Annotated in this window: 21 protein-coding genes; 8 read left to right on the top strand and 13 right to left on the bottom strand. The window is 70.3% G+C overall.

What is annotated here, in order from left to right; genetic code table 11:
• Window positions 1-6: 6 nt before the first annotated feature.
• Window positions 7-309, top strand: a complete 303-nt coding sequence (locus P3T39_RS28790) for a hypothetical protein (RefSeq protein WP_280702103.1) — start codon at window positions 7-9, stop codon at window positions 307-309.
• 154 nt (window positions 310-463) lie between these two features.
• Here P3T39_RS28790 and P3T39_RS28785 read toward each other — a convergent pair whose 3' ends face one another.
• The 5 genes from P3T39_RS28785 to P3T39_RS28765 all read right to left on the bottom strand — a co-directional run bounded on the left by P3T39_RS28785 (window position 464) and on the right by P3T39_RS28765 (window position 3,290).
• Complete coding sequence (locus P3T39_RS28785; RefSeq protein WP_280702101.1) at window positions 464-1,351, bottom strand: aminoglycoside phosphotransferase family protein; 888 nt, start codon at window positions 1,349-1,351, stop codon at window positions 464-466.
• Window positions 1,352-1,551: 200 nt separating this feature from the next.
• Window positions 1,552-1,947: a hypothetical protein gene (locus P3T39_RS28780; RefSeq protein ID WP_280702100.1), complete on the bottom strand. Its 396-nt coding sequence runs from the start codon at window positions 1,945-1,947 to the stop codon at window positions 1,552-1,554.
• Window positions 1,948-1,981: 34 nt separating this feature from the next.
• The gene (locus tag P3T39_RS28775; RefSeq protein WP_280702098.1) at window positions 1,982-2,221 is read right to left on the bottom strand and encodes a hypothetical protein; all 240 of its coding nucleotides are present in this window, start codon (window positions 2,219-2,221) and stop codon (window positions 1,982-1,984) included.
• 2 nt (window positions 2,222-2,223) lie between these two features.
• The gene (locus P3T39_RS28770; RefSeq protein WP_280702096.1) at window positions 2,224-2,793 is read right to left on the bottom strand and encodes an NUDIX hydrolase; all 570 of its coding nucleotides are present in this window, start codon (window positions 2,791-2,793) and stop codon (window positions 2,224-2,226) included.
• Complete coding sequence (locus tag P3T39_RS28765) at window positions 2,790-3,290, bottom strand: NUDIX domain-containing protein (protein ID WP_280702094.1); 501 nt, start codon at window positions 3,288-3,290, stop codon at window positions 2,790-2,792. Before P3T39_RS28765 ends, P3T39_RS28770 begins: the two co-directional genes overlap by 4 nt.
• Window positions 3,291-3,497: 207 nt before the next feature.
• Between P3T39_RS28765 and P3T39_RS28760 the strand changes: the two genes are divergently transcribed.
• Entirely contained in the window at window positions 3,498-4,310 is an 813-nt protein-coding gene (locus tag P3T39_RS28760; RefSeq protein ID WP_280702092.1) for an alpha/beta fold hydrolase, read from the top strand.
• 27 nt (window positions 4,311-4,337) lie between these two features.
• Here the strand turns inward: P3T39_RS28760 and P3T39_RS28755 are convergent, their stop codons facing one another.
• Window positions 4,338-5,657 (bottom strand): XRE family transcriptional regulator, encoded by a 1,320-nt coding sequence (locus tag P3T39_RS28755; RefSeq protein WP_280702091.1) that lies wholly within the window; start codon window positions 5,655-5,657, stop codon window positions 4,338-4,340.
• 262 nt (window positions 5,658-5,919) lie between these two features.
• Here P3T39_RS28755 and P3T39_RS28750 point away from each other — a divergent pair, with 262 nt between their 5' ends.
• From P3T39_RS28750 to P3T39_RS28730, 5 genes are all read left to right on the top strand, one after another.
• The gene (locus P3T39_RS28750; RefSeq protein WP_280702089.1) at window positions 5,920-6,429 is read left to right on the top strand and encodes an ATP-binding protein; all 510 of its coding nucleotides are present in this window, start codon (window positions 5,920-5,922) and stop codon (window positions 6,427-6,429) included.
• Between the two features lie 43 nt (window positions 6,430-6,472).
• Window positions 6,473-7,579: a radical SAM protein gene (locus P3T39_RS28745; protein ID WP_280702088.1), complete on the top strand. Its 1,107-nt coding sequence runs from the start codon at window positions 6,473-6,475 to the stop codon at window positions 7,577-7,579.
• A gap of 4 nt (window positions 7,580-7,583) precedes the next feature.
• A complete protein-coding gene (locus P3T39_RS28740) occupies window positions 7,584-7,718 on the top strand; it encodes a hypothetical protein (protein ID WP_280702086.1) in 135 nt (44 codons plus the stop codon).
• Between the two features lie 68 nt (window positions 7,719-7,786).
• Window positions 7,787-8,581, top strand: coding sequence for an aminoglycoside phosphotransferase (locus P3T39_RS28735; protein ID WP_280702133.1), 795 nt, complete (start codon window positions 7,787-7,789; stop codon window positions 8,579-8,581).
• 35 nt (window positions 8,582-8,616) lie between these two features.
• On the top strand, window positions 8,617-9,537 hold the full coding sequence (locus P3T39_RS28730) for an aminoglycoside phosphotransferase family protein (RefSeq protein ID WP_280702084.1): 921 nt from the start codon (window positions 8,617-8,619) through the stop codon (window positions 9,535-9,537).
• Here P3T39_RS28730 and P3T39_RS28725 read toward each other — a convergent pair.
• Entirely contained in the window at window positions 9,527-10,201 is a 675-nt protein-coding gene (locus P3T39_RS28725) for a hypothetical protein (RefSeq protein WP_280702082.1), read from the bottom strand. The genes P3T39_RS28730 and P3T39_RS28725 overlap by 11 nt on opposite strands.
• Before the next feature lie 146 nt (window positions 10,202-10,347).
• On the opposite strand from P3T39_RS28725, the gene P3T39_RS28720 reads away from it, so the two are divergent.
• The gene (locus P3T39_RS28720) at window positions 10,348-10,950 is read left to right on the top strand and encodes an NUDIX domain-containing protein (RefSeq protein ID WP_280702080.1); all 603 of its coding nucleotides are present in this window, start codon (window positions 10,348-10,350) and stop codon (window positions 10,948-10,950) included.
• A 71-nt stretch (window positions 10,951-11,021) separates the two neighbouring features.
• Here the strand turns inward: P3T39_RS28720 and P3T39_RS28715 are convergent, their stop codons facing one another.
• From P3T39_RS28715 to P3T39_RS28690, 6 genes are all read right to left on the bottom strand, one after another.
• Window positions 11,022-11,435, bottom strand: a complete 414-nt coding sequence (locus tag P3T39_RS28715) for a hypothetical protein (protein ID WP_280702079.1) — start codon at window positions 11,433-11,435, stop codon at window positions 11,022-11,024.
• Window positions 11,435-13,753 carry a hypothetical protein gene (locus P3T39_RS28710; RefSeq protein ID WP_280702076.1) on the bottom strand — a complete coding sequence of 773 codons (2,319 nt, stop codon included), beginning with the start codon at window positions 13,751-13,753 and terminating at the stop codon, window positions 11,435-11,437. The genes P3T39_RS28715 and P3T39_RS28710 overlap by 1 nt, the downstream gene beginning before the upstream one ends.
• Window positions 13,750-15,630, bottom strand: coding sequence for a hypothetical protein (locus P3T39_RS28705; RefSeq protein ID WP_280702075.1), 1,881 nt, complete (start codon window positions 15,628-15,630; stop codon window positions 13,750-13,752). Before P3T39_RS28705 ends, P3T39_RS28710 begins: the two co-directional genes overlap by 4 nt.
• Window positions 15,631-15,692: 62 nt before the next feature.
• The gene (locus tag P3T39_RS28700; protein WP_280702074.1) at window positions 15,693-17,150 is read right to left on the bottom strand and encodes a recombinase XerD; all 1,458 of its coding nucleotides are present in this window, start codon (window positions 17,148-17,150) and stop codon (window positions 15,693-15,695) included.
• Between the two features lie 99 nt (window positions 17,151-17,249).
• The gene (locus P3T39_RS28695) at window positions 17,250-17,513 is read right to left on the bottom strand and encodes a hypothetical protein (RefSeq protein ID WP_280702073.1); all 264 of its coding nucleotides are present in this window, start codon (window positions 17,511-17,513) and stop codon (window positions 17,250-17,252) included.
• Between the two features lie 111 nt (window positions 17,514-17,624).
• Window positions 17,625-17,852, bottom strand: a complete 228-nt coding sequence (locus P3T39_RS28690) for a hypothetical protein (protein WP_280702071.1) — start codon at window positions 17,850-17,852, stop codon at window positions 17,625-17,627.
• Window positions 17,853-18,565 lie beyond the last annotated feature (713 nt).

Below are 18,565 nucleotides of genomic sequence, written 5' to 3'. Positions count from 1 at the left end.
ACAGTTTTGAACAGCAGAAAGAAGACCTGGTGCATCACTGCCAAGCCAGCGGCCCCGGCAGTTAAGGACCAGGCCGCACAGGTCCGGGTCCTCGCGGACGCGTACGGTCTCGATGCCCGCGGGCGCGGCGCGCTTGTCGACTCCATCCTGGAAAGGCAGATCCGCAATGCCCGGTTCTGGGCAGAGCAGGGGATCGCCCCAGACGGAGGCACCGCCAGCGCGGAAGCCATCGCACAACGCATCGCATGGAGCCGCCGCGAGCACGCCTTCGCTTACGCTCACCGCCAGATCTTCGACGCTGCCCTGTGACCACCCCGCCCGGACAGATCCAGACGGGACGGGGCTGGGGTCCGCTGCTGCAGTCGGGATCGCTGGGCAGAACCGGGGGCGAGGGCCATCGGGCAACTCCTGGTCCGGATCGCAGCGGAGGGGTGATCGGGACCGGGCCCGCGCTCCGTTCGGGCTACGGCTGGTACGCAACCATCCGGTCGAGGACGAGGTGGCCGCGCGCCACGAGGTCGTCTCGATCCTTGATCAGGCCGTTGCACAGGTAGGAGACACCGAGGCGGACGGTCAGCAGGTGCAGCAGCCTGTCCTCCTCGGAGGTCAGCGGGCGGCCGTAGCCGGTGAAGCACGCCTCGCGCAGGTCGGGGCGCAGGGGCCAGACGGCGCCGAACAGCCAGACGAACTCGGACGCGGCAATGCCGTGTGCGGCTGTCGAGAAGTCGATCAGTCCGTGCTGGCCGGTGGCCTCGTCGAACAGCCAGTTGCGGGTCTCGTAGTCGCCGTGCCGGTAGACCAGCGGTAGCTGCTCGGCGAGGTCGGTGAGTTCCTTCGACGCAGCCTCGACCAGGGCGAGCCGGTCGGCGGCCAGGTGCGCCGCGACGTGCTCCAGGCAGTCGGCGGCCTCTCGGGCCTGCCCTTGCATGTCGGAGCGCACCGCGGCGCGGTCCGCGTCCGTGCCGGGCTCGGACGCGTCGTGCCAGCGACGCAGCAGCCGCCCGGCGTCTTCGTGCAGGCGCAGCTCGGTGCTGGTCTCCAGTGGCAGGTCCCGTACGACGCGGCCGGGCAGCGGCGAGCTGAGGATCGCGCGCAGGTGCGGGTCGCAGGCCAGTAGCCGCGGTGCCTCCCGGTCGGTCAGGTGCGCTCCGGCGTAGGCGTATCCGGCGACTTCGCGTTCGAAGTCGAGGTCGCTGGGGCTGATCTTCACGTAGGCGTCCCAGTCGCCCCTAACGTGCCACACGAGGGAGTTGCTGCGCGGCCAGGAGCGGTCCTCACTCGCGTCCAGGCCGGGCAGATGGCCGGCGACCCAGTCGTGCAGCTCGGGCGGGAAGTGCTTGGCAGGCGCCATGGCGGTAGGTCTCCGTATGGGCGTGGGAGCGGGTGGATTGGGTGGGCCAGGTGTGCGGGGTCGCGCGGGGCGGGCTGCGGTTCAACCGGCTTCTCCTTCCAGCGGATGGCGAGCGTGATCTTGTAGGCGTTGAGGTTCGCCAGACGTATCGTCATATCTTCCAATGTGCCTGTTCGTGCTGAGTGTTCGGACAGTTTGGGTCAGAGAGTCAGTTTGGGCGTTCCGCATTCCCCGATCGTCGGCAGCGGTGACCGGATGGTGCTGACCGGCGCTGGCCGGCCACTGGAACACGAGGCGGCAGTGATCCTTCTCCAGCGCGCGGTCCGCAGTCTGCAGATCGCCAGGGGTGTCAGCCGGGTATGGTCCAGAGCCTTGGCGGTGCGGCCGATCGCCTCCGCGAGCGCGGTGCGCAGGTCGGTGCCCGGGTCGCCGGCGAGTGTGAGGACCTCCTCACCGAGGATGCCGGCGTAGGTGCCGCCGAGCGTTTCGGCGCCGTCGACGACGACGATCAGGCCCGGCGCGGTACGCGCCCGGTCCTCCGACGCCACGTGGGGACTGCCGGCCCGGGTGGCTGCCGTGATCTTCAACCTGTGCATTCGCTCCTCCAGGAACGCTCGGTGGTGCGCGAGGTCAGGGGCGGTCGGGCGGAGGGAAGGGCAGACCGGCGGCGTCCAGACGGACCATGACCGTGCGGACCTGGCCGTCGGGCAGGAACTCGCCCCGGTAGAGGAATACGGCGTCGCCGCCGTCCGGGACGGCGACGCCCTCCTCCGTGACCGCCTGTCCGCCCGCCACGGCCCGCAGCTGCAGTTCGGCATCGGCCGGGCGCTGCGCTGACGGATCGGGCAGGCGGCTGTGGCGGCCGGCCATGCTCACACGGTGCCTGCGGTGGGCGAGCCCGGGCTGGCTGTGGTGCGCTGCGCGGTCAGCAGGACTGCCGCGAGGGTGCCGGCCTCGGTGATCCGGCCGTCGCCACACATCGCCACAGCCTGTTCCAGGGGTACCCAGTGCAGCTCCATGTCGGCCTCGCTCGGGTCCCGGTGGTGCTCGCCGACGCTCAGGGCCCTGGCGAGGTAGAGGTGTTCGCGGGTGCGCGCGCCAGCGGGCATCCGCCACATCGTCGTCAGCAGCTCGATCTCGGCGGCGCGGATGCCGGCCTCCTCGGCCAGCTCCCGGCGCGCGGCCGCCAGCGGGTCCTCGCCGGGCTCGCAGCCGCCGCCGGGGCACATCAGCAGCCGCTGGTCGCACACGTAGACGTTCTCGGCCACCAGGGCGATCCGGCCCTGGTCGTCGAGGGCCACGACGCGCACCCCGTCGACGGACTCGGTGTACTCGTACGTCCCCAGGCTCTGGTCGGCGCGCCGGACCGAGTCGCGGCGCACCACCACCCGGACACCCGTGTACTCGACGGTCGAGGAGACCGTGCTCCAGCCGTCGATCATGCCGGCCCCTCCTGCTGACTCTGCTGCGCCGGCAGGACGAGACCCAAGGCCGCCCGGTGGGCGAGGTGGGCGCTGAGCTGCTCCGGGTCGTCCTCGGCGCCGGCGGGGGCGCCGTCCAGCCAGGCCATCAGCTGCAGCGCGAGGAGTCGGCTGTCCTCGGAGATGGTCGGGTCGGTGGTGAGGCGGCTGTGGGTGAACCAGGTGAGCTGGTGGTCGGCCCGCTGCTCAGCGGCCGCGGACGCGGTGTCCACGAGGGCCAGGTAGATGTGGTCGACGTGGCTGTGCGGGGTGCTGGTGTGTCCGTCGGGACTCGCATCTCCCTCGCAGATCCACCACGGAGCGGGAACGGGACGGTGGGGGAAGCCGGCCGGGGTGGGCGCCGCGGGCCCGGGGACCAGGCGGGCCCTGTGGCCGGTCTCCTCCAGGACCTCGCGGACCGCGGCGGCGTGCACTCCCTCCCCGACCTCGCCGTGACCGCCGTTATGAACAGTTCGCATGTCTCACACCGCCTCCTGTCTCAGCGAGCGGCCTGGGACAGCAGCAGCTCGGTCCTCGCCGGTGACGCCTATCGATGTCTCAGCCGGAGGGGAAGATTTTGTCGTTCCGTGATCGGCTGCCTGAGCAACCGCGACCTCGGGTCGCGCTCCGTCAGCCGAACGAGCGATGGTGACTCCGTGATCAGCGGGGTGCCCTAGCCTTGTCACATGGCGGACATCGAGACGGCATTCAAGTCCCTTGACGGCACAGCGCTTTACGGAACCCTGGCGAGCAACGGAGACCCGGTGGCCGGGGTGGCGGTGCTGGCCCATGGCTCCGGGGTGACTCGGGAGGAGGGGGGCTTCTTCACCCGCCTCGCCTCCGGTCTTGCCGATGCTGGCGTGCCGAACCTGCGGTTCGACCTGCGGGCACACGGCGCGAGTGCGGGGACCGAGTCCGACCTGACGATCGCATCCGTCGTGAACGACGTCCGCGCGGCCTCCGATCACGTCCGGCGCGAGACCGGGTGGTCGGGGCCGGTGACCGTGGTCTCGGCCTCGTTCTCCGGCGGTGCGTGCGCCATGCTGGCCGGTCACCGGCCCCAGGACGTGGCGAAGTTGGTGCTGCTGAACCCTCGGTTGGACTACCGCGAGCGGTACACCGTCTCGCAGCCCGGCTGGTCCGGCGACTACCTGGACAAGGGGAAGGCCGAGGAGCTGGATGCCCGTGGCTATACCGAGAAGTCGCCGTTCGCGCTGGGCCGGGCTCTGTTGAACGAGGTGCTGCTGTGGGACCTGCCGGCGGTGCTGGGCGCGGTCCAGGTGCCGGTGCTGATGGTGCACGGCACCGCGGACACCTTCGTGCCGGTGGAGCTGTCGCGCCGGTTCCGGCCGCTGTTCGGCGCGGGGGCGGAGCTGGTCGAGATCGAGGGCTGCCAGCACGGCTTCGCGGTGCACGATGATCCGCGGTACCTGGATCCGCAGACGCAGGCGTGGCAGCGTGAGGTGATCGCGTTGGTCAGCGCCTTCGTGACGGGCTGACGACCCGGGTAACAGGGGGCGGTCCACTCAGGCCGCCACGGTGGCCAGGCGCTGGTGGAGTTCCTGGACGGCGGCCCGGTTGCGGTGCGGCTGGAGCTGCGCGGCGGTGCGGTGGAGCTCGGACAGGGCCTGACCGAAGCGGGCGGCAGACGCCAGGCCCAGCGCGAGCAGGGCCGCGGCGGCGGCTTCGTCCGGTTCGCCGGCGGCGGCCAGGGCTCCGGCCAGGTGGGCGGTGAAGAAGGCGCGGTCGCGGGGTGCGAAGGTGCCGGTGGCCAGGTGGTGTTGGAAGAGGTGGGCTGCGCGTTCGGGCTGGCCGGCTTCGCGGTAGCAGATGGCGGTCTGCACCATGAGCCGCTCGGTGGTGTAGCTGTCGCCCAGGGGCCCGGTGCAGGTCGGCGGCTCGGTGATGGGGGCGGCTTGGCCGAGGGCGGCCTGGGCCCGGTCCAGGACGCGGTCGATCTCGGCGAGGGTGGCGCCGGTCATCGCCAGGGCGCGGGCTTCCTGCTGGAGTGCTTCGGCGCGAGGGCGCGGTGGAAGCGTCCAGGGGCCGGTGGTGGCGGCGCGGGCGAGGTCGAGCATCAGGGCGGGGTCGCGGCGGTCGGTGGCCTGGGCCTGCCGCAGCAGGACGTAGGCGTGCATCGGGCCGTCGCCGGTCAGGGTGGCCCACTCCTTGGACTGCTGGTGCCAGTAGGCGGTGTCGCGGTCGGGGGCTCCGCCGTCCTTGTGGAGCCAGGCCGCCAGTTCCGCGCCGCGGGCGCCCAGGACCAGCAGGCTGCGGCGGATCTCGGGGCGGGCCTCGCGGGCGGTGCTGCTGATCGTTGCCAGGATGCCGAGGGTGGCGGGCAGGGCCTGGTGGGGTCCTATGCGCCCGTCCGATCGGGCGCTGTCGTCCAGGGCACCGCGCAGGTGGTCCAGGAGTTCGTGGTCGCTGTAGCGGCGGGCGTCCCGGGCGGCGGCGGTGAGGTGTTCGAGTGCGTCCAGGTCGAACAGCGGGACAGCGCTGGCCAGGGCGCCGCCCAGGAAGGTACGACGGCGCACGTCCTCCTCCAACTCCATCGGTTCGGTGGGTGCCGTCGCGCTCCGGCCGCTTGGGCGCGGCGGGCGGATGAACCCGAGGTCTTCCAGGGGTAGGTCGAACAGGGCAGTCAGGACGCGGCGGGCGTCGCGGTTGGGCCAGGTCGTGGCCCCGGACTCCCACCGCCGGATCTGCCGGACCGAGATCCGGGCCTGCTCGTTCATCTGCTGGGCCTTGACGTCGTACGCCTCGGCGAATTCTGACTGGGTGTGCCATCCGCGAGCGCTGCGGGCAGCGACGAACACCTCGTTGGCGACAGGGTGTTGAGCCACGAGAACCCCCGACTTCCGACATCCACGCTACCCATCAACGCGCACCGCAAGGAACAGGACACTACCCGTGAGCGGATGTGTCCGGTGGTGTGTCCGCTGATCTGGCCTCGACGCGCTGCGTGACCAGCGGTGAACTTGTTGTACTCGCCGCCGGGGCCGTGGCCGGATCCCATTCCTTCGGTCGCCGGCGGCGTCCAAGCTCGCCGCCTCGGGTCTGCCCGGGCCGCGCGAGGACCGACGAGGGCGACGGCAGGGACAGCTGATGACCACCACCACTTCCTCCACCCGCTGGTTCCTGGTGTGCGCGCCGGCCAGCGTCGGCACCGCCCGGCGCCACGCGGTCACGCAGCTGCGGTCGTGGGGGTACCGGTTCGACGAGGACGTAGCCATGACGTTCGCGCTGCTGGTCAGCGAGCTGGTCACCAACGCCTGCCTGCACGGCCGGGGTGACTTCCTGACGGTGGCCCTGGTCGCGCGCGGCGAGGAGGTCTTCGTCGAGGTCTTGGACGCCTCGAACGTCGCCCCGCGGCAGCTGCGCGCCGGCGCTGGGGACGAGGGCGGCCGCGGCATGTTCCTGGTCGACGCCCTGTCCCGCAGCTGGGGCACGCAATCAACGCCCCGGGGCAAGGCGGTGTGGTTCACCTACACCCTGCCCCCGCAGCCGGCCCCCTCCCGGCGGGCCCGACGAGCGGGCCTGCTCCACGCGCTCACCCGAAGGCCACGGCCGCGAATCCGCGTCGGGGCCCGCCCGGCGCTGTCCGCGCAGACCTGACCATGCTCTTTCCCCTGCTCGTCCTCTGCCCAAGGGAGTGCCCGTGCACGAGCTGATCGCCTCTCCGTTCCTCACCGAACACGTGGTCGTCCGCCCCGGCCGTCGTCAGGGCCTGAAGATCGGGGCGGCCCGGTACCGGGAACTGCTGACCGCTCCCGCCGACAGCACCCTGCCCGGCTGGCTGGCCCAGGCCGCGAGCAGTGCCTGGGGCCTGGACCTTGCCGACCGCCGAGTGGACGGCGCGCTCCTGGTGCGGGCGCCCTCCGACCTCGGGTACGGCCGCGCGTCGTGGGAGATCAACAAGGGGTGCGACTACGACTGCGAGCACTGCTACCTCGGACAGAAGAACTTCGAGGGCCTGGCCTGGGACGACAAGGTCAGAATGCTCCACGTCGTGAGGGACTCCGGGGCCCTGTGGTTCCAGATCACCGGCGGTGAGCCGCTGATCGACCGCTCCTTCCCGGCGGCGTACGCGTACGCCTGCGAGCTGGGGCTGATGGTGTCGATCGCCAGCAACGGCAGCCAGCTGTCCAAGCCGCGGATCCAGGAGCTGTTCGCCCGCCACCGCCCCTACCTGATCGCGGTCAGCGTGTACGGCGCGACGGCCGACTCCTACGACGGGATGACCCGCAACCGCGGGGCGTTCGACCGGTTCGTCAAGGGGTTGGAAGCCTCCCGGGACGCGGGCCTGCCCCTGAAGCTCAACATCGTGGTCTCCGAGCGCAACGCCGGCGAGATCCCGGCGATGCAGGCGCTGGCCGACCGGTACGGCTTCCCGCACCACGTCTTCACCACCATGAGCCCGACCATCGAGGGCGGCGCCGAGCGGATGGGCACCCAGGCCGCCGACTACGTCATGCCCCGCACCCCCTTCCGCGGCTGCAACGCCGGCCACACCTTCTTCCACGCCGACCCCTGGGGCAAGGCGTCGATCTGCAAGGTCGGCCGCGACCCCCAGTTTGACCTCATCACGCAGGGCCTGGACGGCCTGCGGCAGCTCGGCGACGTCGCCGACTCCCTCCAGCTTCGCACCGGCGGATGCTCCGGCTGCACGCTGTCCGGCACCTGCTTCACCTGCCGGCCACTGGCCAAGCTCTACCAGGAGGCGAAGGCCCCGCTCAACACCTACTGCCAGCACGGAGGGAGGTAGACCCATGCCCGGACCGGTAGCCCTTACGCTCACCGAGCGGCCCCTGGAAGACGAGGAGGTCGTGTACATCGGCGACCTCGACGAGATCCTCGAAGTCGCCATGTGCTCCTGCGCCGCGAGCGACTCGCAGCCGTACTAGCAAGCCCGGCGCCCCGGCCGCCACGGCCGGGGCGCCGCCGCACCATCGTCTGGAGTCCTCCCGTGCCGATGACCCGCCTGACCTGGCAGCAGCTGCCACCCGCCGCCCGGGCCGCTGTCCAAAAGCGCACCGGCGACTTCCTGACGGCCGCCGACGCCACCACCGGTGCCAACTCCGGGATCGCCGTGAAGGTCCTGACCGCCACCGGCGAGGTCTTCATCAAGGGCATCCCCGTCGACCACGGCCAGGTCAAGACGCAGCTGCGCGAAGCGGCCGTCAACCCCTACCTGCCCAAGTCCTCCCCCCGGCTGCTGTGGCACCTACAGGCAGGAGGCTGGGACCTGCTCGGCTTCGAGGTCATCAACGGGCCCGTCGCGGACTTCTCACCCGACAGCCCCGACCTGCCGCTGGTCGTCGACGCCCTCACCGAACTCGCCGACACCCCCTGCCCGGACATCGAACTGCTGAGCCTGGCCAAGCGCTTCACGGCCTATAGCGACACCCCGCACCTGTTCACCGGCGACCGTCTGCTGCACACCGACATGGCCCCGCACAACGTCCTGGTCGACCAGGCCGCCCACCTGATCGACTGGGCCTGGCCGACCCGCGGCCCCGGTTGGGCCGACCCTGCGGTCTGGTGCGTCCGGCTGATCGCCGCCGGCCATGCCCCGGCCCAGGCCGAGCAGTGGGCCCGCCGCCTGCCCGCCTTCGCCACCGCCGACCCCGGCGTCCTGGATGCCTTCGCCGAGGCGAACACCCGCTACTGGCACGAGGTCCACCACGGCGACCCGACCCGGAGCTGGACCCGGCAGATGGCCGCCGCCGCGAGCGCCTGGCGCGACCACCGGCACGGCGGGACATGACCGCCACCGCCTCCCATCCCGGGGAGGCCAGCCCGATGGATCCGGCAGCGGTCACCGCCCTCCTGAGGGACGTCAGCGCCTCCCTCCATCTCCAGGAGCCGGACCGGACGCCCATGCGCGTCTGGTCCATGTCCGGCGTCGAACGCCTGACCTATCCCGGGGGCGCCACCGCGGTGCTGAAGTACGCACGAGGGCCGTTCACCCACGAGGACCGAAACCTGCGCGCCGCGGACCTGGCCGGACTGCCGGTGCCCCGGCTCCTCGGATCCGCCCAGCGCGAGGGCCTGCTGGTGATGGTCATCGAGGACCTCGGCGACCCCCAAGGCGAGCCCACCGACAGCGACGCCGCGGCAGCCGCAGCCGAACTGCACGCAACCCCTCCGCCCTCGGCCCTTCCCGTGCTGGACCAGCAGGCACTGGCGGATCTGCCGAGCAGAGCGGTGTACCACCTGCGCCAGCTGCATGCGGCTGGCCGCTGGACGCTGGACACCGAGGACATTACCGACCGGCTCCGCGCACTGGAACGTGCCGCCGCCATCCGCTCGACAGGCGCCCTGATCGCCCCGTTCGGCTGGACCCACTCCGAGTTCCACCCCTCCAACGTCCATGTCGGCCCACGCGGCTGGCACCTGCTGGACCTCGCGCGCTGCTTCAACGGGCCGGGCCTGCTCGACCTCGCGTCCTGGCAGGGACTCAGCCTGCGTCACCCTCCGGACCGCGAACGCCTATGCGCACTCATCGAGCACTACATTGCCGCAGGCGGAGCAAGCAGCGCGCGGAAAGACCGCGGTGGCCTGCCTCCCGAGGCATGGGCGCTGGGATGGCACCGCGTCTGGGCCGTCGAGTGGTTCCTCGAGCAAGCCCACCGCTGGATCAACGACCCCGCCAGGGACGCCGGCTCCATCCAGGTCGTCCGTCACCACCTGGAGGCAGCGGTCGGCCTGCTCAACGTGTAACAGCAGACTCCTCGCCTGCCGACCGACGCTGCCGAGGCGAGGGGCTCCGAGGTGCCTTGGGCCGGTCGGCCAGTCCCGGGATCTCCTGGTACAGCGTCACCCGGGAGACGCCCAGCGCCTTCGCCACCCCGGAGATCGTCTGCTTCGGGTCGGCCAACATCTCGGTGGCCCGCTTCACGACCTCCTCGACCCGCTGACGCTGCTTCACGGTCCGGCCGCGGGGAGCGATGGGCCTGCCGCTGACGCCGGGAACCTCGGCGTACAGATCCGCCTTGGGGACGCCCAGGATCCTGGCCGCGCCCGTGATCGTCTGTGCGGGGTCTGCCAGCAGCTCGACCGCCTTCGCCGTCTGCTCCGCAGTCAGCCTGCGCGGCACGTCGAGCGAGACCGGATCGCCGTTGGCGTCCCGTACCACATAGGGGTGCAGCTTCCCTGAGATCTGCTCGTCCGCGACAATGTGGGCCAGCTCCAGGTCGACACGGCGCCCGGTGGACCGAAGTTCGGCGATGAAGTCGTCGCGCGCCTGCCACGCGGCCCCCAACTCCTCCACTCCGACCTCCTGCGTCCCGCAGGCGTCCAGACCGTAGCCGTCCTGCGCCAGGGCCATCCGCTTGTACACAGCGATCGCACGTTCAAGGGTCTCGTCCACGGACTGAACAACCATCAGCCCGGTGGTCCGGTTCCGGCCGATAGGCCGAACGGGAAGCCATCGCTGACGCTGCAGGCAATCGCCTAGGGCGGGCCAGCTGCAGGGCCGCCCCGACGGCCATCCGCGGCTCCGATGTCAGAGGGGGCTGCCACGATGTACTCGTGGACACCACTGTGGGCGCACTGACGCCCGACCGGGATCTTCGCGGCCTGCTGACCGATCTGCTCGACCGTCTGGAACCCTGGGATCCGCTGGAGCGCGAGCACATCGACTCCACTCGGCGCTGGATCGCCAGCGGGGCGCCCCTGGCCCGGGTGGTGAAGCCCAGCACGCCGCCACAGCACCTGGTCAGCTACTTCGTGATGCTCGACGCGGCACAGCAGAGGGTTCTCCTGGGTGAGCATCGCCTCGCCTCCCTGTGGCTCCCCACGGGAGGGCACTGCGAGGAGGGGGAGACACCCTGGTCGACGACGGTGCGCGAGTGCCGCGAAGAGTTGGACCTGGAGGCCGTGCCGAGCGAGGTGTGCGGTGAACGCCCCCTGTTCGTCACCGTCACGCCGACCCACGGCCCGCACTCGCACACCGATGTCTCGCTGTGGCACGTACTGGCCGCTGACTCCGGCCAACTGCCTGCCTTCGACCAGCGGGAGTTCCGTTCGATGAGGTGGCTGACTCTCGACGAGGTACTCGGGGAGCCGATCGAGGCCATGGACCCTCATATGCACCGCTTCACGCACAAGCTGCTGGCTGCCCTGGACGCGTAGGGGCTGGTCATCGCGCCGGACAGCATGTTCCGCCGCTCGCGAGGCATGCTGCCCGGTCCGGTGGCCGGGGCCTACTCCTTCCAGGGGCCGACGGGTAGAGCGGCGACCTTGCCCCGCTCTCTCTTGGTTGCCGCCTCCTTCAGCGTGCAGTTCTCGTGGTAGAGGTTCGCGGTCACCGTCGCGAGGGCGTCGAGTTTCCCCTGCAGTTCGCTGCAGCGCCGGGTGGCCTCGCCCAACCGCTTCTTCAGCGCGGCGATCGTCTCGTCGCGCTGCAGCTCGCCCGGTGTCCGCAGCACCGGTTTGGCGACCCGGGCGTCCCACTCGGCCAGGACAGCTTCGGCCCGGTGGACGGTGGCATGGCTGACCTGGGCCTCGCGGGCCAGGTTCTCCTTGCTGAGCGTGCCGTCGCTGTGGAGTGGCTGGCCGGCCAGAAGCCGGGCCATGGCTTCGCGCAGCTTCCTTTCGGTGGGGGCGGAGACCGGCATCAGACGCTCGCCTTCATCGTGTCGAACTGAGTGTTCGTGCTGCGGACCTCGGCGAGTCTGCCCTGGGCCTGCTCCCGCAGCGGCTTGGACAGTTTCATCTCCAGGAAGGCGAGCAGGTCGGCCTCCTCCATCCGCCAGACCCGCTCGTGAGCGAGCGTCAGCACGGAATTGCGGCAGCGGGACGGTTGGCAGGCACCCAGCAATGGGGCCTGGCCGCGCTGCTCGACGGGCAGCTGGTTCTGGCATTCAGCGGTCGGGGCGTTCCACAGGCAGTGGTTGATGGTGCCGAGGTGCAGGTTGGCGAACTCGCCCTGCAGCAGGGTGGCCTGCAGTCGCTCGTCTGCCAGTTGGGCGCGCAGTGCAGGTTCGTCGGCGAGACTGGTGTTGATCTTGTCGAGGCCGGCGTGGAAGCGGCCGGCGCCGGGGCCGACTGCCACGGTCTGACCTGAGCGCCGCGCCTGGAGCAGTGCGACCAGCTTCTTCGCGGCGGCGCGCTCCATCTGGGTGTCGAACTCCTTGGCCCATTTGGTGTCGGCCTTGCCGTAGGACAGGGTCAGGCGGTTGGACAGCGCTCGGCGGGCCGCGTGCTTGAGCTGGAGGCCGAGCGCGATCTCACCGTCAGGCTCCTGAGCGGCCAGCACGGACATCGTGCGGCGAAACATGTGCGGGCGTACCAGCCCTGCGGGGATCTCCTCCAGACCGGTGCGGTCCCGGTTCGCGTTGACCGTCGCGATGAAGTCGTCGATGTCCATGTCCGCCGCAAAGCCGCCGCCGTTCACCCCCAGCCCGGCCGTCACCGAGGTGAACACCCTGCTCTCGTGCCAGGTGACCTGTTCGGCGACGGCGATGGCCTGGGCGACGGGCGCGATGATCCACCAGTAGGTGCGCGGGCGCGAGGGGTCCCGCTTGATCTTGCGGGACTCGACGGCCGGGGCGCCGTAGTGCTGAGTGACCGACCCGCGCGTGATCTCCTGGATTTCAGAGTCTCTCATCGCGGTGAGCGCCGCTACGAACACGTAGCAGGCAGCTCTCAGCATCCGAATGCCCATCCCGTCGTCGTTCGGGCGCACCCGGGCCGGATCCTTGGCTGCCTCGACCACCCAGGCTCGGCGGTGCATGGCGGCCCTGTAGTGGCCAAGGGGGTTCGTGTTGTCGTCGGTCCCGTAGATCAGCCTGCTGGTCTCGCTCCAGTTCGGCTTGCCGGCGCGATCGGTCTGGTCGTCGTCGGGGTGCACAGGGATGAGGTTGGAGGGGTCGGCCAGCCACTTCTTCAGGATGTCGTCGGCGAACCCGGCAGGTGTCCGGCGCACGCGCTCCTGGTCCTGGGGCCAGTAGCGGGTGTGGATGGCGGGGTCGAAGTCGTAGGACCTACCTGTGGCCGCAATCCACGCTCTGATCTTCTCCTTGCGCGCGTCGCCGCTGGCGTTGGTCGGAAAGAGGAACGCGGGCTGCATGTCCAGAACCTGGCGGCCGATCTCGTTCCACATGGGCTCGCCGGCCTGAGCGCGTCCGTTGCTTCGGGCGGTCAGTGGCACTCGGCTGCTGGGGTTCGCCAGCCACAGGTCAAGTCGCCGGTCGGCATCGCCTGCGGGTCGCCGCACCTCCGCTCGCGGGGACTGTTTCTGCTTGTGGTCCCGTCGCCCCAAGATGGCCGGCGCGAAACGGCCGATGTAGGCCCAGGCCGCCCGCAGCAGCGGCCACCAGACCTCCGGCGGGATCGGGGCCGTCGACAGGTCTTCGCTCCAGGGGCAGTCGGCGACCTCGGAGTTCGAGCGGCCGGGCCACGGGTCCGCGATCGAGGACACGCCGGTCAGGCCAGGAGCGAACAGAACCAGATGCCGGATGACCGCGACGTAGCTGCGGACGGTGCCGGGCATGTTCTCGGCCGCCCTGGCGTCGATGAACGCCTGCCAGTCCTCCACCTCCCAATCGCCGAAGTCCTCCGGCAGTGCCTGCTCGCGCGCCCAGTCCAGGAGCGTGGACAGCTGATTGATCTTGCCGCTCGCGGTTCGCAGGCCCCATTGGTTGGGCTTGAGGAAGATCCCGGCTTGGCGCAGAGCGGAGTGAGTCGGATTGAGGAGGCAGAACGCGAGCTCCCGCGCCAGCAGGTTCTCCCTGGGATCGAGGGGGAAGGGGCCGACCATCCACGAGGCCGGGACCCGGTTGGCCGGCCTGCGCACGCAGGTTCCGGGCCAGATGTCGTGGCGGCCGAAGGTCGGCCCCGCCGCACCGGGGATCTGGCCGGGCAGGCTGGCGAACACCGGCTCGTGGTCCGGGAAGGTGGCCGAGGCTCGGTCGCAGTGGACGAGGGGGTTCAACGGTCGTACTCCGTTCGCATGCCCAGCGGCAGGTTGAGGGACAGGCTCTGCTCGGCGATCGCCGAGCGGGCTGCCGGGATCTCGTCGGCCAGTTCCTGGAAGACGGAGGCCAGGGCGGCGGCTTGGCGTCCCCATACGGCCGTCCAGGTGGTCGGGTTCAGGACGTCCCGCATGTGCTCGATGTGGTCCCACAGCAGCAGTTGCTGCGGGAGTTGGGAGACGAAGACCACGGCGTTGCTGCAGATCATGCACATCGCCGGGGCCACGTGGCAGAGCTTGCCGCGGGTGCTGTGGGGAGAGTCGCGCGGGTCCTTGCAGTTGCTGACGCCCATATCCAGCTCACCGTCACGCAGCTCGATGCCCTGCTCCGAGCTCACCCCGAGCGCCGAGGCGACCTCCGGTTCCCCCAGCCGGGCCTGCTCAGCGGGCAGGACCAGCGTCGCCCTCCCGCTGATCTTGTCGAACACCTTGGTCTGCGCCCGGTTCATCGCGGCGGCGGCCAGCACGTGGGCCGTGGTGCCGTGCGCGTAGTGCCGCTGGAACACCTGGACGGAGTGGTCGTCGCCGGCGAGGTCGGTCAAGGTGCCGCCGAGGGCGACCACTCGGGTCGTCTTGGACGTCTTGCGTACCCGCCGAACGTCGTGGGGCTGAGACAGCCCCTGCGGGAACGGCAGGTCCGCTCCCGTGTTCGCGGCTATCCAGTGGGTGAAGCCCCGGCCAGGGTCCTGGAACGTCGCAATCGCCGGCTCCATGCGCGTTCCGTGCCTCATCTCCACCGCTGTGAACAGCGGCTCCGCGTTCCCGAAGACCTCCCTGGTCAGTGAGGCCGCGTCGACGAGTCGTCGAAGCAGGCCCGGCACGTCCCACTCGCCGCGTCCTTCGTAGTACAGGTCCAGGCCCTCGGGCACGGGTCCGGCGGAATCTACTGGGTGAAAGTCAGCGCGCACCCGCTCCGCGCGGTTCTTGGCCTGCACCACCCGTACGCCCTCAGCGTTGAATTCCAGGTCGGATACCGAAAGCGCGTGCAGCTCCTCCGATGTGCAGTCCGTCATGCCCAGCAGCAGAAGCACCCGGAACGGGTGCAGGTCCCTCTCGCGTGGGAACAGCATCCAGTGCACCCCGCGCACCAGGCCGCCGAAGGCGCGGTACCCCTCACCGCGGTCGGCTAGGAACTCGCGCAGGTTGGCCGGCCAGTTCTTGGCGTGCCACGGCAAATGCTCGCGCAGCACTGCGACGCTCAGCACGTCGTTGCGGGCGGCCCACAGGAGGTTCGGCACCTCGCGCCACCCGTGCTCGCGAGGATCGCGCCCCACCGCGAGCATCTCGCGGCCCTCAGCCAGCCGCTTCTCCAGGGCCCGCAGGTCAGCTTGCGCAGCCCCCTTGAGCTGGAGCCGCTCGTTGTTCGTGAACTCGTCCAGAACCTGGGAGGTGACACGACTGAGACCGACAGGCGCTTCGGCCCGTCGGCGAAGCCGCTCCGGCACCGCAGGTGCCCGCTCGGCCCAGTGGTGAACCAGCGTGAGCAGACTGCGAGCCAGGCTCCAGGGGCGGCGTGAGTTCTCCGGGTACTTCGTCAGGAGGTCCTGCTCCCACCGGTAGATGATCTCCGGATAGTCGACTCCCTCGTCTTCCAGGCGCGCGGTCGCCGGATCGGCGCCCAGACTGCGCAGCTGCCCGGCGGCGAACGGCACGAAGGAGCGGATGGCGACGTCGTAGCCGTGGACCGTCTTCAGGTTGCTCTTGCGGTGGTAGTCCACCCAGGCGTCAGCCAACTGGGCGGCCAGTTCCGGGCAGTCGAAGGCGGACGGGTCGATCGTGGCCCGCGTCTCGCGGACGCCGGCGAAGTACACGACCTCGCGGATGCCGACGTGCCCCACGGAGGTAGGCGGCTGCGGTGCACGGACGCCGGTCGTCGTACGGCGTTCTCCACGACGGGGCATCAGATTCCCCAACCGGAGGAGCGCTGCAGGGCCAGGTCCGCAAACGTGCGGTCCTGGTCGTTCCATGCCTGGACTGCTTGCGCCACCAGCAGATTCGTTCGCTTCTTGTACGTCAGGTACCGCATGGTCGATTCGGGGCGCCGATGTCCGAGCAACCCCATCAGGGTCAGGAACGGGTTGCGGGCCTGGTGGTCGGCGGCGTAGGTGGGCACCCGCCCGCTGCGGGCGAACTCCTCCGCGTCCTGAGCGCGGAGGATCTCGGTCATCATCTCCAGCATGTAGACGGCGAAAGTATGGCGAAGATCATGTATTCGCACAGACCGGGGCATTTCCACTGTGGTCTCGCACTCCGCGCTCAGCCGCTGGGCCCGCGAGTGCGCACTGGCGAAGACCTGCTCCCACCGCTGGTTGCTCACCATCAGGCCGGGCCGCCCGACGAACAGCGCCATCGCTTCGAGCCCGTGGTCCGCCTCGAACACGGTGATCTTTCGCAGTGCGGCGTCCATGGCCGAGATCGCGAACGTCCTGCGGCGGCCGTGCAGCACCCCGCTGACCTTCATCTGGCGATGGTTGACGTCGCTGACGACGAACAGTTCCTCACGCCGCCGCCACAGATTCTTCGCGGCCTTGCGAACGACGCCGGCCCGCTCGGCCTTCCGGTACCAGTCAATCTCCCGCAGCACGCGGTCCTGGACCTCCACCGTGCGGGGCAGACCGAACTTGGCTATCGCCTGGAGATCCACCTCCGCGGCCGTGCCGTCGCGTCGGGGGGCGCCGACCTCGACGTCGAGCAGGGCACGGAACTCACGCAGACGCAGACCCGTCGTGATGGAGAGGTTGCCGCCGCAACTGTTGCGCAGTGGGTGCGCTGAGCGGAAGGTCGGATCGACGGAGCCGTCCGGACGCAGCCCCCGCAGCCCGACGCGGTCGAGCAGCCACCACTGGTCGTACGTCAAGCAGCGGACGGCAAGCTCTGCAACTGCGTCGCCGGACAGTACATCTCGGCCGTTCGCCTTGCGGAGGTAAGGTCGCCGCTCCAGCAACCCGGTCTCGACAGCCCAGTTGTAGAAGTTGTTGAGAGTGGTCCGGTGGCGTCGCCAGCTCGCCGGCCTCATCGGCTCGTCTCGGTACTTCGTGCAGTGCTCGCGGTAGGCCAGGAGGTCATCCTCCGTAGCCGACAGCACATCGCTTGGCGGGTCCAGCGATGAGAGGAAGTCGTCCAAGCCGAGGAAGTCGTACGCGTAGTCCTGTAGCGACTTGGCCTTGTTGGTCTTGGCCATCTCGCGGAAGAACGAGCAGTGCGGTTCCAGGGGACGCATATCCGTGCCGAGGAAGAACGGGGTTCCGTCCGTGACCGCCCGGTCGCGGGTGACGTAGCGGACGGCATCCAGCTCGACACCGTCCACCACATCCGGGTAGCGCCGGACCTTATCTCGGGACGTGAAGAAGTAGTCCATGCAGCTCCTTGAGACAGGTGAGGAGCCGTGAACCTAACCGATCTTCGGCGTTCTGACGACCGAGTCGATCAACCGCTGAGACATGTACAGATGCTTGTCCTAACCGCCGGCCGGCAGGCGCAGGCCGCTCTTGATGTGGTGGCCCAGCAGGAGCTCTTCACGGTCAGGGTCAGCGACGATGAAGTAGGCGACCAGGTGCGGGTCGGGCACATCGAACGCGATCCGGTCCAGCGGTGCCCCGCTGGAGATCCACGCCGCGGTCTCCCTCAGGTGCTGGGCCTCCATCGAGTCCCAGGCGCTGATGGCGGCGAGGTCCTGGAGCAGCCGTTGGCGGCGGTCGTGGTCGGGTTGAGCGGGGATCACTGCGGGCTGCTCCTCGGGATCGGCTGGTCGAACGGGCGGCGGTGTGGTGCTGCGATCGGTGCGCGCGGGGCCTGACGGTGCCAGGGCCTGCGTGCGGCGGGGCCGTCCTGGTCAGGCCGGGCGGTTGGTGATGCGGAGCAGCGCCGGGGGGTGGCGGCGGCCGTTGACCTGGAGCGCGAGGTGGTAGCTGCCCGGTGCGAGGGCGGCGGTGCCGGTGGACTTCAGGAGGTGGGTTTTGTTCAGGTGCAGTGGTGCGCCGGCCTTGACGGTGGCCCGGGTGAGGTGGGCGACCTTCTCCCGGGCCGCGGTGTCGGTGTCGGTGCGGGTCAGGACGTACATGACGTGCACCAGGGTGTCGGTGGGGGCGGTGAGGTCGGCCTCGAAGGCGAGGTTGTCGCCCAGCCGGTACTCGGTGTGGGGCAGGCGGAGGGGGCTGACGCTGACGGCCGCTTGCGGGTCGTATCCGGTCAGGGTGTAGGCGGGCGCCCAGCCGTCCTTGAGGCGGGCCTTGAGCGCCTCGCGGGTGATGAAGGCGAGTTCGGTGGGTGTGGCGCGCCCTTCGGTGCGCCACCTGGTCAGGGTGGCGAGGACGAGGTCGGGTTGGGTGCGGGCGATCGCGCAGATGGTTGGCGACCGACGTGGTTACGAAGCGGCTGCTGTCGGCGTACAGCGCGTCGAGCAGCGGCAGGGCGGTGTCGACGGGCAGGCCGGTGCCGGTTGACCAGGGCAGGTGGGGGCGCAGGGCCTCGCTGGCCAGGCGCCGCACCCGGTGGTCGGCGGCGGTGGCCCACGTGGCGGCAGCCGCCAGCGTCCGCTCGGGGTAGGTGGTGAGGAAGGTGCGGACGGCGTCCTCGGCGGAGAAGTACGGGGTGATCGTGGCGAGCGCGTCGAATGCCTGGTCGAGCCGCTCGGGGTGGAGGTGGTGGGCGGCGACGTAGGCGGAGTGGGGGGCGTAGATGTAGAGGCCGAATTCGGTTTCCGCGCCAGCGGCCTCCGGGGTGGCCGGCAGGGAGCGCAGCACGGTGTCGAGGGCGGTGGGCCCGGTGACGGGA

The sequence above is a fragment of the Kitasatospora sp. GP82 genome (assembly GCF_029892105.1).
Classification (GTDB): Bacteria; Actinomycetota; Actinomycetes; order Streptomycetales; family Streptomycetaceae; genus Kitasatospora.
Note: the sequence above shows the minus strand (reverse complement) of the source record. Positions and strands in the feature narration are given on the sequence as shown.

Bases quoted from the DNA above. Each gene is read 5' to 3' on its own strand.
- P3T39_RS28785 (WP_280702101.1), bottom strand. From the start codon at position 1,351: ATGGCGCCTGCCAAGCACTTCCCGCCCGAGCTGCACGACTGGGTCGCC.
- P3T39_RS28780 (WP_280702100.1), bottom strand. From the start codon at position 1,947: ATGCACAGGTTGAAGATCACGGCAGCCACCCGGGCCGGCAGTCCCCAC.
- P3T39_RS28775 (WP_280702098.1), bottom strand. From the start codon at position 2,221: ATGGCCGGCCGCCACAGCCGCCTGCCCGATCCGTCAGCGCAGCGCCCG.
- P3T39_RS28770 (WP_280702096.1), bottom strand. From the start codon at position 2,793: ATGATCGACGGCTGGAGCACGGTCTCCTCGACCGTCGAGTACACGGGT.
- P3T39_RS28765 (WP_280702094.1), bottom strand. From the start codon at position 3,290: ATGCGAACTGTTCATAACGGCGGTCACGGCGAGGTCGGGGAGGGAGTG.
- P3T39_RS28760 (WP_280702092.1), top strand. From the start codon at position 3,498: ATGGCGGACATCGAGACGGCATTCAAGTCCCTTGACGGCACAGCGCTT.
- P3T39_RS28750 (WP_280702089.1), top strand. From the start codon at position 5,920: ATGACCACCACCACTTCCTCCACCCGCTGGTTCCTGGTGTGCGCGCCG.
- P3T39_RS28740 (WP_280702086.1), top strand. From the start codon at position 7,584: ATGCCCGGACCGGTAGCCCTTACGCTCACCGAGCGGCCCCTGGAAGAC.
- P3T39_RS28735 (WP_280702133.1), top strand. From the start codon at position 7,787: ATGACCCGCCTGACCTGGCAGCAGCTGCCACCCGCCGCCCGGGCCGCT.
- P3T39_RS28730 (WP_280702084.1), top strand. From the start codon at position 8,617: ATGGATCCGGCAGCGGTCACCGCCCTCCTGAGGGACGTCAGCGCCTCC.
- P3T39_RS28725 (WP_280702082.1), bottom strand. From the start codon at position 10,201: ATGGTTGTTCAGTCCGTGGACGAGACCCTTGAACGTGCGATCGCTGTG.
- P3T39_RS28715 (WP_280702079.1), bottom strand. From the start codon at position 11,435: ATGCCGGTCTCCGCCCCCACCGAAAGGAAGCTGCGCGAAGCCATGGCC.
- P3T39_RS28700 (WP_280702074.1), bottom strand. From the start codon at position 17,150: ATGGACTACTTCTTCACGTCCCGAGATAAGGTCCGGCGCTACCCGGAT.
- P3T39_RS28690 (WP_280702071.1), bottom strand. From the start codon at position 17,852: ATGTACGTCCTGACCCGCACCGACACCGACACCGCGGCCCGGGAGAAG.